Below are 13,396 nucleotides of genomic sequence, written 5' to 3' on the forward strand. Positions count from 1 at the left end.
CCTGTAATATGTCTTCCAATGCTGTTCTGTGTAAATATTTTCAATTAGGAATTACCACCTAAATCTTTCTGGAACTATTTCAAGCTATTCTTAAATTCTGAAGGGGATTGTCCTGTTTCTTTCTTAAACAACCTATAAAAACTTGCTTTGGATTTAAAACCACATTCATACGCAATTCCTTCTATGGTATAATCCGTATATGAAGGTGAAGCAATCAATTTCTTAAATTCGTTGATACGATATGAATTGATAAAATTATAAAAAGAAATTTTGACATATTGGTTTAATAAAGCTGACAACTTTTTATCAGTTATACCAATTCCAATAGCTAGTTTGTTCAGCGTTAATTCTTCGTCTAGATATGGTTTTTCATTTTCCATATGATATATAAGTGACTTTTCTAATATCAAAAACTCAGATTCTTGCTGTTCAGTTATTAATTCTTTGTTTGGACTGGTAACAATATCATTTTCTAACAAAAAATATGGAATCAATACTTTGGATTGTTTGATACCGTAATAGGCACCATAAAAAATAGAAATCGACGTAAATAGCATTATAGTATTTTGTGTTCGCCATCCTAGATAACCAAAAAATAATTGATACCCAGCAAAAAACAGATCTATAATAATGACAATAAGAGGTGCTATTAATAGATAGCGAACCCAGATGAAATTGTTATGTTCGATATATGAATAATTACATTGTAAAGCGCGCTTGAATCTATAAAAAGTTTTAAAACTTATATATATGTATATTAAAAATATAACATCTAGCGACAAACGTTTTACAGGCATAAGATATTCCTGAAGAACGTTTTTATAACTAACAAAGTATTCTTCGGTAATCACTGCAATTTCATAGGGCAGTGAAACAAAAAATACAAAAAGAACAAACGGTATTAAATGGATCACAGCATTTTTTAATACTTTTTCATCTTTTAAAAACAACGATTGAATGTATAATAATAGTAGTGGTCCAAGAGCCAATTTTACGCCTAGAGTAAGTATAAAACCAATCCTTAATAAGATGGTTATATTATGGATTGAAGCATAGGATTCTAGGATAACGATAATTAGCAATCCAAAAAAAGCGATTAAAATTGATTTGGGTAGTCCCCGATCTTTGGATTTATATAAAATATACATATAAATGCTTGCGACAAGCATTCCGGCGATAAAAAGGAAATCGTAAACTAATTTCACCTATAATTTTTGATCAAATATAAGTAGTAAATATTTTTTAAACTACTATAAAAGTGTTGAATTACAGACACCTGAAAAATGGTAGATTAATAACATATCTTCTCTCCTACACTTCTAAAAGTTTACAGTACAAATGAGTTATTTACTACATATCAGCATTGTACTGTTAGGTATAAATATCAATAACCCGACAATCACACGACATTATTAAAATGTCGTGTTTCTGAGAGTTATAAAGACTTAGTTTTACTCTCATCAATCCAATAGCTATGCAAAAAATCGAAAGACGTTATGATCTTGATTGGTGGCGTGTAATCTCCATCTTTCTTGTTTTTTTACATCATATAGGAATGCCTTTTAATGGTGATGATTTTCATATCATGAATGTTGAGTCCAGCAAATTACTAGATGATATCATGGTGTTTTTTGAACAGTTTAGACTACCATTACTATTCATCATTTCTGGAACAGGAACAGTGTTCGCTTTCTCTAAACGAAGCTGGAGACAGTTTTTGAAAGAGCGTGCTACTCGGTTATTAGTTCCTTTAGTTTTTGGAGTATTTATTATTGTGCCACCTCAAACATATATCGAGCATATTGAATCATATACTTCTTATGCAGAATTCTATACAAACATTCTAGAGCATTTGGATGTGAATCACCTCTGGTTTATTGAAAACCTGTTTTACCTTTCTGTAGTAAGTATTCCTTTTATACTTTGGATAAAATCAACCCATTCGAAATCTTTCAAAACTGTTTTAGGTAATTTTTGCTCAAAACCACTTGGTATATTTGCTCTGGTGATACCTCTTATCATTCTCAAGGTTGTTGCTAAGAAATACTTTCCGGAAGATGACAAGTCTATTACTAATCTGTCAACTACCTTATTTTATGGATATTTTTTCATAATGGGAATTATATTAGCGGGAACACCAATTTTATGGAGCTTATTTAAAAAATATCGAAAACTAAATCGTGCAATCACAATTTTAACAATCATTATATTTTATACTTATTATTTCTTACCAGAAGGTATTGCAGCTGCTTATTGGGATATTCCTACTAGATGGGATATTTGGTATGGTCTGACTTCACTGATAAGTTGGTCTGTTATCATTACTTTATTAGGATATGGTCAGATTTGGTTAGCTAAACCAAGTAGTTTATTGAAGAAACTTAACGAAGGTATCTATCCTTTTTACATCCTCCATCAGACTGTTCTTATTATAATAGGATACTACATTTTACCACAATCTTGGGGCATCCTATCAAAACTTTTGGTTTTAGCGCTTACATCCTTTGTAGTTATTCTATTTATCTATCGCTGGTGTATATACCCTTTTAAATTTGCTCGTTTTCTTTTTGGTATCAAAACGGCTCCAAGGATAAAAGTCAATCGTAACGACCTCATACGGCACAACAAAAAGCAGCAATCTATATCATCCTGAAATTATAGGAGTGGCAATTGAAGTAATAGCTCATAATTTGATAAATCAGAAACTATGATTCAAAATAAAAAAAGTCCATCAATATTGATGGACTTTTTATTAAACTTGAAAGTATATGTATGTATTAGATAACTTTTACGTTCACTGCGTTTAATCCTTTGTTACCTTCTTGTAGATCAAATTCAACTGTATCGCCTTCACGAACTTCGTCTACTAATCCAGAAATGTGTACAAAGTGATCTTTGTTAGCACCTTCTTCAGTGATAAATCCAAAACCTTTAGCGTCATTGAAGAATTTTACTGTTCCTTTATTCATTGTAATGTAATTAAATTAAAATATTGTTTTAAAATGCAAAAGTGCCCCCTTTTTTTCGATATACAATAGATTAATTGACTTATTTTCAATTTATTATAAATATTCGGTTATTATATCTACTAATACCAAAGTTAAATTTTATCTTTTCTGTATCTAGATGGTGTCACTCCTTCAAACTTTTTAAAGGCACTGTTAAAAGAAGAAAGACTGCTAAAACCTGTATCAAAAGCAATAGAAGAAATAGTGTATTTATCACCTTCTTTACTAGAAAGCAATTTCTTAGCTTCCTGGACTCGGTAATAATTAATGAAATCATTAAAGTTTCGCTTAGCATATTGATTAATTACAGAGGATGTAATTTGCGAACTTTTCCCTAACAGTTTACTAAGTTTTACTAAAGATAAATCAGGTTCAAGATATAATTTTGTATCAGTAATAAGTTTTGATATTTCATCAAATAACAGATTATTATCATTCGCTTTAAACACATCACCATCCAGATCCGTTGCTTTTAATTGATATGCTTTATAACTTAAAAAGTAGATAATTACAGAATATAAAATAGGACCAACAATATAAGGAACCGTTTCATCTAGGATATTTAATACATAGGTCATCCAAATAACAGCAAAACCAATACTTAGTAGATGTAGCCAATTAAATATAGCTTTTTGAGATTTTGTTTGTAACCCTTGTTGATATTGTTTCTTTGTATTCTTTAAAATCCACAAACCTAAAGCAATATAGAAAGCTAAATGTAGGTATATAAAAACAAGACCACTCCCGAAAATGATAATGACTAGTTTGCTATTTTCATACCATTCTTTGGTAACAAAAAGGCTTGCAATAAAAATAAAAGCAAACGGAATGAGTTCTAAAAAATAATATTTTGGTAGTTTAAAATCGGCACGTGTCATCCCCAAAATATACCATCTAAAAAGCGGGCCAATTAATAAAAGAAATGCCAACCCTATAAAAATAAAAATAGGTTCTAAGCCATCCCCAAAATTGAGCATTACAGATTTCCCTATTCTAAAAGCCATAAAGATGAGTATCAATCCAAGTATACGATTGGTTAATGTCTTTTTCTTTTTGAAAGCAATTAAATGGCAAGCAAATAGTATTCCATGCAAAAGTCCTGCACTACTAATAACAACCAATAATAGATCTAAAAAACTCAATATATTATTTTTTCCAAATGTAGGGATATTTGATATCTCAAGGAAGTACAAACTCGAGTAAGAATTTGTACTTCCTATTTAATAATAAAACATCAGTTATTTTTTAACCTTCGATATTGTTCGATGTACTTTTTGCATATGATGTTAATCCTACGAGACTAAAGAAACGTCCAATTTTACCTTGCATAGCAGCTATAATACCGTGTTTTGCAATAAGTATTCTTGATAAAGGTTTGTTTTCCGAAGCATATAATTGTTTAATTAATTCTTTGGCTTTTTTAGATCCTTCTGCATCGTATACTTTTAAAACATTAACTGCATTTTCTTCGGCTGTAATCTCTCTGTATTTGGGTGTGTACCCTAATTCAGCAATCATAGTTTCCGCTAATATCCAGGTAGACCATGGGTTTTGTCCTGTTACTAATTTTTTATCGTGGCTAATGTTTTCCAAATACATTGCTCCTTCATTGAACTTTCCTCCTTTTGCTACTAATTTATCTTGCAAAAGAAAAGGAAATATCGTTTCTGCATCGGGTATCAGTAGTAATTCTTCTTCATTTGTAAAACCACTAACCCTTTTGTTTTCTATCAACGGACGACCAGAATCCAGTGTTACATTTACCAACGCAGCGGGTCCGTGACACACGGCACCAACTACTTTATTCGATTGATATAAATATCGGACAATAGATTGGATAGATGTGTTTTCCGGAAAGTCAAACATAGCTCCTTTTCCACCAGCAAAGAATACCGCTTCATACTTGGCAGGATTGATATCTTTTACAGGAATTGTATGCTTTGCTTTATATTGAGCAATACTATCATTTAAGAAAGCATGATCAAATTCACCCATATCTTCATCATCAATTACTACTGGTGGTTCTCCTCCTAATGGACTGGCAATATCAACCTCAAAACCATTCGCCTGGAACACATAATAAGCACGTGACAATTCTGTTAATTCATAGCCAGTGCTTTTATCGCTATTTCCCATTTTATCTGTACTGGTAACAATTGCTAATATTTTTCCACGTGATGGGATAATATCCTTTGATACATAAGGTAAATCTGATATTTGTGTAGTAGTTATATCAGTATTGTTTTCTGATGATGGTAATAGGCTAATAAACCACCAACCAAAAAGAAAAAGAGAAACAAGGATACCCGTGAAACTAAGTAAAACCCATTTAAGAATTCGATATTTTTTAAACATGATATTGATTTTAGAATTATAGTACGAAGTAACTTGAAATGAGTACTAAACACTGTCGAAATGATAATTTCGTCAGAGTAAAATATGTTTTAAAGATCTTATTGAGCATCTAACATATAAAAAACTTAAGTCAATATATAAGTAGTGACGGATACTAATAGTTGTGCTAATTAGTTCATTCCTTTTTCTCTATTATCAAGAAAAAAATATGATATGTTATTGTGATAAAATGTTAATTTTTACATTTAAACAACCATATTTAACAATTACTAAATCAGCTTGTTATAGATAAAATAAACATTCCAAAAATGTAATTTTACATAATAATAAAAACAGGTGTTTTTACCTATTATTTCCCCGTGTAGTTTCACTATATTTACTAGGCACATTATCATTTTTTAATCTTACTAACTCTTTATAAACCTATGAGATCAAATCAAACTCGCCATCTACGACGTTTTATTCGTTTAGCAAATCAAGAAGAATCTACACTATTTAAAACTCTAAGAGCAGATGGCAAGCCACAAGATGCATGTGGTCAAGTCAACATTCCTTCAGAATTTAATGCTAAAGACTGGTTAAGTTATTTACTACATATAGATGCAGAATTAGAACATGGATTGATGGTACAATATCTATATGCTGCCTATAGCATGGGTGGAGATCATATAGCCGAAGAACATCGAGAAAGTGTTCGCCAATGGCAAGAAATTATTTTAGGTATTGCAAAGGAAGAAATGGGGCATTTTGTATCTGTTCAGAATGTACTTCGCGTAATTGGTGCTGCCTTGAATTTTAATCGACAGGATTTCCCTTGGGATACAGATCTTTATCCATTCCCTTTTAAGCTGGAACAATTCACAAAAACTTCTCTTGCTAAATATATTTTCGCAGAATCACCAGCTAATTGGTTGACGATTACACAAGACGACGACAAGGAAACTAAAGAAATAAAGAAAGAGATTAAAAAATTGATAGAAGATTCGGTTGGAAAAAAGGAATTAGGTGATCCTATAAGTTGCATTTTTAAAGAGGTACTCGCTATGTTAGATCCAGACTCTGGTTATATTCCGGATGATGTATTTCAGGCAGATACCTATCCTTTTCAAGCAAAGTTTGATGAATGGGGACGTGGATATAAGGATGGAGCACGTGGAGATAGTATGAAAGCTAATCCTAAAGGAGCTCCTAATGTTCTGGTGGCTCCACTCCTATCAAGAACAGATACGATTAATGCAGTAAAAGAAATTGCGGAACAAGGTGAATCCACAGAGGAAGTAGGAAATGAGCTTTCTCATTTCGAACGCTTTCTAAGTATTTATAAGCAATGGCGTAAGTTACCCGAAGATTTTATGCCTTCTAGAAAGGTAGCAACCAACCCTACCATTGGTGATAGTGGAGCGGATCTTTCTTATTCTCCTTCTACCGGACAAGTATCAAATCAAGAAATTGATTATATCACAGATCCGCTGGCACAGGAATGGGCTAGTTTGTTTGATATACGATATAGAATGCTATTAACATTCTTAACGCATAGTTTTTTGCTAGATGATGGATATAATAATACCGGTGCTTTTTCTCCCAGAGGAGCTATTATTCATGCTACTTTTGGTGAGATGTATAATTTGAGAAGTTTATCTCACGTACTCATGAAAATGCCTTTAGGGGACAATTCAGATAAAACAGCTGGACCTCCATTTACAATTCCGTATACTATGGATCTTCCTATTGGAGAAAGTAGTCGTTGGAAAAAACACCAAGATCTTATTGAGGCTTCAGCAGTGTTGATTGAAAAACTATTGTTAACTGCCGATGATACACAACGCACCTATCTCTATTCATTAAAAGAAGCGGATCAAAAACTCAATGCAATTGCAGATCAAATTATTAATGTAGCTGTTTAATCACAATCAAAAACAAATCATGGAAATTTTAGACTTAAGAATATTACCTCCTATTGCAATTGGACGACTTGGATCTTCAGAAATACCTATGGATGCGTACACCCTAAGTGTTAGTGATGAAGCACCATTGGACTTTAGAACGATTATACCAGAAGATTCGCTATCCATTGATCCGGAAACGGGTGTTATTAATACATGTTTACCAAATAAAATCATTTTTAAGGATTCTAATAATGTCTCAGATAAAAATGGAGTAGTAAGACCAGTGGCGCCATTTCTAGAAGTATTTGCTATTACTAGTGATAATAAAGAGGTATTAGTACCACTCACACTTGATCTTTTAGAACAAGCAGGGCACTCATTGTCCGATATTTCATGGCATATTGATATAGCAAATATCAAATTGTATAGAAGGACACAGAATAATAAGGACAAAATTAATGCAGAGCTTTGTGATATTACTAGTCATGAACGTATTCCTCTAGAAGGATACTGTGATAATTTTATACCAGGAAAGGTTTTACCTTTAGGTCATATCCAATTTGTTCAACCTACTGCAGAGTTTCCTCAAATTAGACTTCGCTGGACACCGGGTCCTGGAAAAGTGTATGGTTCATCAAAAGAACGGATAAATGAAAATACATTACAACCTGAACCTGATCCATTATATAAAAAATATGGAGATGATTTCTTAATTTATGATGAAACTAAGGATTGGCATGGATATGAAGAAGGAAATCAAAAACGCCCTATATTAACCAATCCAGCACAGATTTTTGCAGGATATAATAATAAGGAAGGACTTCGGGTAAGTTGGGGATATTTAGATGATGAATGTGATGGTTTTGCATCAGTTCATCTAAAGAAAAATGAAAAAGAAACCTTAAAAGCACGTGCACATATTAGTGCTGGTCCACCAGCCTATGCACCGGATACATTACCAGTTAGAGTAGTAACAGATGAATTAGAGCAAATTTTATTAGGACCTGATATAGATAAAGAAGTTCCAATAGAGGAAGCAGAAGAAATCATTCGTCGTGCATTAGAAACCGTACGTATTATGAATACTGCTATTATGAATGGAAATCCATATAATGGCAAAGCCAGAATTGCAAGTACTATGTCTGCTCAGGATTCTAATGATTTTGGACGTATGTTTGAACCGATTATGGCAACCTCAATTGTTGATAATCTTGCCGTGCAGGCAATCCATGACCGCGTATTCAATGGGATTAGTACCGGCATGGCTCCTTGGTTCGAAAATGCACTAAGACGTCCTGATAAAATTGGCGATTTATCGAATGAAGAACGTCGTAAAATGCCAGCTATGATGAGAGGTGCCGATGGAAGAGCTCTTTGTTTTACTCATCGTCAGATAAATACTATTATAAAATCTGCTGCTTCGGCCATGTTTCAGGAAGCAGATAAAAGATTGAATCATACTGCAACAACTTCTATGCTCGTAAAAGATGTAGTATCCCAATTACATTATAAAGCTTTAGGGAATCCTTTTTCGGTATTACCAAGAACTGCTATATCTAACTGTTTTCCTGGACTAGAATTTGATTTCAGAAATCTATGGAGAAGAGCTTTTAAAGGACTTTTATTATTAGAGAATAATAATTTTGTGTTAAGCGGTGAAGGAGATTTAGACAAATTAAAATATCATAGATTGGTTGGATTACATTATGGAGATACTAAACATCCAACAACGGTTATTACTACGGGTCCAACATTTCCGAATAGCGGTAATAATACACTTATAAACACCTCTAATCCTAATGGTGTTTCGTTTATGGAATGGTCAAATAACTTGGCGGAAGTATTACAATTACAAGGACAAAAGGTTATTGGTTATTTTACTAAAAAAGAGTCCAATGAAGAAGTGGTTTTTACTGCAGATCAGTTACATAAGGATAATGATGCTTTAATAACTAAAGAACTAACTGTAAATCATTTTTTTAATCAAGAGAGTGCTGCTTTTAGTAACGATATACTCGAACCTGGTGAATTAACACAAGGACTCTGTGCTCCCTGGCAAAATGATTATCGTGAATGTGCTTGTTATTACTGGGCAGCCAGTCGTCCGGATTATGTAAATATAGAACCTGGTGCAGACGGATTAAGTAAAGGAGATAACTGGATGTCTAAGAAACGATCGGGAGCGTATATACCAGATGATCGAACAGATAGTAGATTAGTAACCTATGATGATTTATTTGAAAATTGGGAAGGTGAGTTAAGCTTCATTGTAAAAGGACGAGATGCATTAGATTCTGATGGAGATAAAAGCGATTTGCTAGTATGATTATAGAAGATAAACAAACTTTAGCACAAGCTATGGCACAAATCATAGCAGCAGATTCTAAACCAATTTCTCCTAATGCACATTTTATACGTGGAGCAAAATCTAGTCAGCTATTTATTCCCAATGGAAGTCGGTTATTTTCTATAAATCAGACAATTGAAGATTCAATACAATCGCTTCTGGAATTAAATGACGAACAAGCTATAACATATCGGTTAGCAGCTATGGGTATCTCTCCTACTCCATATATCGATGATGTACCATTACAAGATCCTCCTATGCATGCATTATCTTTAGCAATTGCACAAAAATGTAATATGGGTTGCACCTATTGCTATGCACAACAAGGTGATTTTGGTGGGCCATCAAAAAAAATGACTATAGACACAGCTAAATCGGCTATTGATCTTTTAATAGATCAAAGAAAACCGAGAGAGCGTGTACAACTTACTTTTTTAGGAGGAGAACCTCTAATGAATCGAGATGACATACAGCAAGCAACTATATATGCAGTTAATAAGGCTAAAACCAAAGATGTAGATATACAATTTTCTATTACCACAAATGGAACATTAGTAAGAGAAGAAGATGCTATTTTCTTTGAGAAATATGGTTTTGCTGTTACTGTAAGTTTAGACGGATTAAAGACGGATCATGATAAGCTTCGCCTCATGAAAAATGGTACAGGAAGTTATGATAAAATCATGAAAAAGATTGAACCTTTACTTCGATTGCAAAAAAAAATGCAAGTATCTGCAAGAGTAACTGTTACTTCCCAAAACATGAATCTTGGTGATACATTGGATACATTTATCGAAATGGGATTTCATAGTGTGGGCTTTTCTCCACTTTTGAAATCTAGTGATGGAGAAAAGGAAATGTCTAAGGAAAATCTTGAGAATTTACTTACCGGAATGATTGATTGTGGTCTTCGTTTTGAACGTGCTGTATTGCAAGGAAAGCGGTACCCTTTTTTGAATATGATTAATGCATTAAAGGAAATTGATAAAGAAACACATCGTCCATATCCTTGTGGTGCTGGAGCAGGATATTTTGGAGTTTCTGCCGATGGAGAATTATCCGCTTGTCACCGATTTGTTAATGAACCCAAAGGAAAAATGGGAACGGTAGAAGGAGGTGTTGATCCTGTACTACAAAATACATGGTTAAAAGAACGTCATGTACATAATCAATCGCCTTGTGGTCAATGTTGGGCTCGTTATTTATGTGGAGGTGGATGTCATCATGAAGTAATTGACCGAGGAAGAACAGCGTGTGATTATATTCGGGGATGGTTGTACTTTACAATTCAATCATATGAAAGAATAAATAGATTGGTTCCTGATTGGAATGCTTGAATAAAACTAAAAGATGCATAACCATTATGACATATGTATAGTTGGTGCTGGACCTGCAGGTACTACTATAGCAAATCGTTTGGCTGATTTTGGGTATAAGATATTAGTTGTCGAGAAAAGTAATTTTCCAAGGCAACATATTGGGTTATCACTTACGTCAGGGATTCATCATTGGCTAAAAAAATTAAATATTGAAAAAAAAGTAGAAGCATTACAAGCTATAAGGGCCATGAAATCCACTGTTTTATGGTCATCCGAGGATCCAATAATTAAAGAGTTTAATCAAGAAAATGCCGGTTTTCATATAGATCGTGGGCATTTTGATTCATTATTATTGGACGAGTGTAAATTAAAAAAAGTAACGATAATACAACCTGGAACGATTCAAAGTTTACAACAAAAAGAAGATGGCTCTTGGGATATAAACGTTTTAAGTGGAACAAAAGAATCTCATTTTTTATCATCATTTATTATAGATTCTTGTGGTAGAAAATCAATTTTTAAAGATAAAAGAATAGCATATCTACCGAAACTAATGGCTACCTATTCTTATTGGGAATCAACTAGTAAAATAGATCTCCATTCTTTTATAGAAGCTGGAAGTGATTATTGGTATTGGGGAGCACCTTTAGATAAAGGTCGTTTTGTTCTTTGTATTTTTTCAAATCCTTCGGCACTAAAAGAAGCTTCTTTTATTAATCAATTCTATAAGGATACTTTATCTAAATCAAAATTTGCCAAACATATCATCGATTCCTATGCTATGGGTGACATTTCTGTTTGTGATGCTACACCTTATTTTGATACCAATGTAATCGGGGATAATTTCATTAAAATTGGTGACTCAGCATATACAATGGATCCTATTTCATCGCAAGGTGTACAAAAAGCAATAAAATCTGGAATTCAGGGAGCTATTGTTGTGAATACTATTTTAAAGAAGAAAAATACATCTTTAGCACTTCAATATTATAAAAACTTGATACAATCAGAAGTAAGAAAGAATAAGCAATGGACAACAGATTTTTATAGCGAACAAGCCGTGTTTACTGAAGGCGTATTTTGGGAATCCAGAAAAGTATCAAAAGTAATTTCAAATACTAATCATTATATATCACTGAAAAAAAATGACATACTAAATTTAAATACGCAAGGAACATTTGTATCGGTTCCGATTTTAGGGGAAAAAGAAATTATAAATAAGGAAGGGTTCTTGCTAAAAGGAAACGAAGACCCTTTTGTTTTTGTGGATTCTCACCATATCATACCATTACTCAAATTGATACATGGAAAAACCCTTCAGGAATGTATAAAAGCTATTAGTAATGTATTGCCTAAACAGAATCCTATGAAGTTAACAAAATGGTTAATATATCAACAGGTCTTGACCCATCATTAGTATCTCCTCCACTAAGCTTACTGTTTTTTTTAATTCAAGTGTCTAGTTATATTTTCAATAAATAAAAATCATGAAAAAAGGCCATCAAATTATGATGGCCTTTTTTAAAAATTGAAAGTATATAATTAAATAACTTTTACGTTCACTGCATTTAATCCTTTGTTTCCTTCTTTAAGATCAAATTCAACTTCATCGCCCTCACGAACTTCATCTATTAATCCAGAAATGTGTACAAAGTGATCTTTGTTAGCACCTTCTTCAGTGATAAAACCAAAACCTTTAGCGTCATTGAAGAATTTTACTGTTCCTTTATTCATTGTAATGTAATTAAAATTATTATATTTTTGAAATGCAAAGATCGTGCTATTAATTTGATATATAACTAATTAATTTCATTTTTTTTTACATCCCTAAAAAGCATAGTTAATCCTTCCATCCCCAAGGTGCCTCCGGGACTGATATTGTTTTTTTTAGATCCATAACCACCTTAAAAACACGCTCTGTGCCTAAGCGTTTTAGATTATAAGTAAATGTTGATTCATCTATTGTTATCCACCAAACATTGGTTGCTGCTCCGGGAATCATTTTTTGAGTATGAGCATCCGCAGGAAAGAATTGAATATTGGATTTCCCTTTATTAGTTGTCGTTCCTCCATAAAAGTTAATATCATCCTCTGTACCATCTTCGTGTCTATGGTCATGTTTTAAAGAAATACGATCATTTGCATAGGTTAATATCCAGGTTCTGGATTTATCATCTCCAACGAAAAAAGGGATTTTAATAACAGTATCACTACAATAACGGACATGCATTATCAATTTTTTGCCTCCAAAATCTTTGTCTTCTTTAGGTTCTACTAAGGTTCCCTCATAGGCCTTATTACAATGTGATTGAAGTGTATTCCAAAACTGTTTTGCCGGATTAATCTCTTGTGATTGTACTTGCATAAAAACTAAGAAAGCACAAGCAATGAGTCTAATTTTATAGATCATAATAATTCTTTTTAAGAAGAATGAAAGATACTACTTATTATACATCGAACAATGAAATGGTATTAGATCAT

11 protein-coding genes are annotated in these 13,396 nt (G+C 32.8%); 5 read left to right on the top strand and 6 right to left on the bottom strand.

Annotation, left to right across the window (positions count from 1 at the left end; all coding sequences use genetic code 11):
• Positions 1-74: 74 nt before the first annotated feature.
• The gene (locus Q0975_RS11330) at positions 75-1,205 is read right to left on the bottom strand and encodes a helix-turn-helix domain-containing protein (protein WP_299436663.1); all 1,131 of its coding nucleotides are present in this window, start codon (positions 1,203-1,205) and stop codon (positions 75-77) included.
• Positions 1,206-1,474: 269 nt separating this feature from the next.
• Between Q0975_RS11330 and Q0975_RS11335 the strand changes: the two genes are divergently transcribed.
• Positions 1,475-2,653 (top strand): acyltransferase, encoded by a 1,179-nt coding sequence (locus Q0975_RS11335; RefSeq protein ID WP_299436666.1) that lies wholly within the window; start codon positions 1,475-1,477, stop codon positions 2,651-2,653.
• 124 nt (positions 2,654-2,777) lie between these two features.
• On the opposite strand, the gene Q0975_RS11340 is transcribed toward Q0975_RS11335, so the two are convergent.
• From Q0975_RS11340 to Q0975_RS11350, 3 genes are all read right to left on the bottom strand, one after another.
• Positions 2,778-2,969, bottom strand: coding sequence for a cold shock domain-containing protein (locus Q0975_RS11340; protein WP_118456039.1), 192 nt, complete (start codon positions 2,967-2,969; stop codon positions 2,778-2,780).
• 131 nt (positions 2,970-3,100) lie between these two features.
• Complete coding sequence (locus Q0975_RS11345) at positions 3,101-4,150, bottom strand: helix-turn-helix domain-containing protein (RefSeq protein WP_299436670.1); 1,050 nt, start codon at positions 4,148-4,150, stop codon at positions 3,101-3,103.
• 103 nt (positions 4,151-4,253) lie between these two features.
• Positions 4,254-5,363, bottom strand: coding sequence for a type 1 glutamine amidotransferase domain-containing protein (locus Q0975_RS11350; protein WP_299436673.1), 1,110 nt, complete (start codon positions 5,361-5,363; stop codon positions 4,254-4,256).
• A 425-nt stretch (positions 5,364-5,788) separates the two neighbouring features.
• On the opposite strand from Q0975_RS11350, the gene Q0975_RS11355 reads away from it, so the two are divergent.
• Genes Q0975_RS11355 through Q0975_RS11370 form a run of 4 tightly spaced genes read left to right on the top strand, consistent with a single transcriptional unit; the run spans position 5,789 to position 12,332 of the window.
• Positions 5,789-7,267, top strand: a complete 1,479-nt coding sequence (locus Q0975_RS11355; RefSeq protein WP_299436676.1) for a ferritin-like domain-containing protein — start codon at positions 5,789-5,791, stop codon at positions 7,265-7,267.
• Between the two features lie 19 nt (positions 7,268-7,286).
• Positions 7,287-9,575: a hypothetical protein gene (locus tag Q0975_RS11360; RefSeq protein ID WP_299436679.1), complete on the top strand. Its 2,289-nt coding sequence runs from the start codon at positions 7,287-7,289 to the stop codon at positions 9,573-9,575.
• Positions 9,572-10,933, top strand: a complete 1,362-nt coding sequence (locus tag Q0975_RS11365) for a radical SAM protein (RefSeq protein WP_299436682.1) — start codon at positions 9,572-9,574, stop codon at positions 10,931-10,933. Before Q0975_RS11360 ends, Q0975_RS11365 begins: the two co-directional genes overlap by 4 nt.
• 13 nt (positions 10,934-10,946) lie before the next feature.
• Entirely contained in the window at positions 10,947-12,332 is a 1,386-nt protein-coding gene (locus Q0975_RS11370) for an NAD(P)/FAD-dependent oxidoreductase (protein ID WP_299436685.1), read from the top strand.
• A gap of 125 nt (positions 12,333-12,457) precedes the next feature.
• Here the strand turns inward: Q0975_RS11370 and Q0975_RS11375 are convergent, their stop codons facing one another.
• Positions 12,458-12,649: a cold shock domain-containing protein gene (locus tag Q0975_RS11375; RefSeq protein ID WP_299436688.1), complete on the bottom strand. Its 192-nt coding sequence runs from the start codon at positions 12,647-12,649 to the stop codon at positions 12,458-12,460.
• A 106-nt stretch (positions 12,650-12,755) separates the two neighbouring features.
• On the bottom strand, positions 12,756-13,325 hold the full coding sequence (locus Q0975_RS11380; RefSeq protein WP_299436690.1) for a hypothetical protein: 570 nt from the start codon (positions 13,323-13,325) through the stop codon (positions 12,756-12,758).
• Between the last annotated feature and the right edge of the window lie 71 nt (positions 13,326-13,396).

Source organism: uncultured Aquimarina sp. (assembly GCF_947500065.1).
Taxonomy (GTDB): Bacteria; Bacteroidota; Bacteroidia; order Flavobacteriales; family Flavobacteriaceae; genus Aquimarina.

What these genes read in the sequence shown, in the direction of transcription:
- Q0975_RS11335 (WP_299436666.1), top strand. Translation starts at nt 1,475, where the DNA reads ATGCAAAAAATCGAAAGACGTTATGATCTTGATTGGTGGCGTGTAATC.
- Q0975_RS11340 (WP_118456039.1), bottom strand. Translation starts at nt 2,969, where the DNA reads ATGAATAAAGGAACAGTAAAATTCTTCAATGACGCTAAAGGTTTTGGA.
- Q0975_RS11350 (WP_299436673.1), bottom strand. Translation starts at nt 5,363, where the DNA reads ATGTTTAAAAAATATCGAATTCTTAAATGGGTTTTACTTAGTTTCACG.
- Q0975_RS11355 (WP_299436676.1), top strand. Translation starts at nt 5,789, where the DNA reads ATGAGATCAAATCAAACTCGCCATCTACGACGTTTTATTCGTTTAGCA.
- Q0975_RS11360 (WP_299436679.1), top strand. Translation starts at nt 7,287, where the DNA reads ATGGAAATTTTAGACTTAAGAATATTACCTCCTATTGCAATTGGACGA.
- Q0975_RS11365 (WP_299436682.1), top strand. Translation starts at nt 9,572, where the DNA reads ATGATTATAGAAGATAAACAAACTTTAGCACAAGCTATGGCACAAATC.
- Q0975_RS11370 (WP_299436685.1), top strand. Translation starts at nt 10,947, where the DNA reads ATGCATAACCATTATGACATATGTATAGTTGGTGCTGGACCTGCAGGT.
- Q0975_RS11375 (WP_299436688.1), bottom strand. Translation starts at nt 12,649, where the DNA reads ATGAATAAAGGAACAGTAAAATTCTTCAATGACGCTAAAGGTTTTGGT.
- Q0975_RS11380 (WP_299436690.1), bottom strand. Translation starts at nt 13,325, where the DNA reads ATGATCTATAAAATTAGACTCATTGCTTGTGCTTTCTTAGTTTTTATG.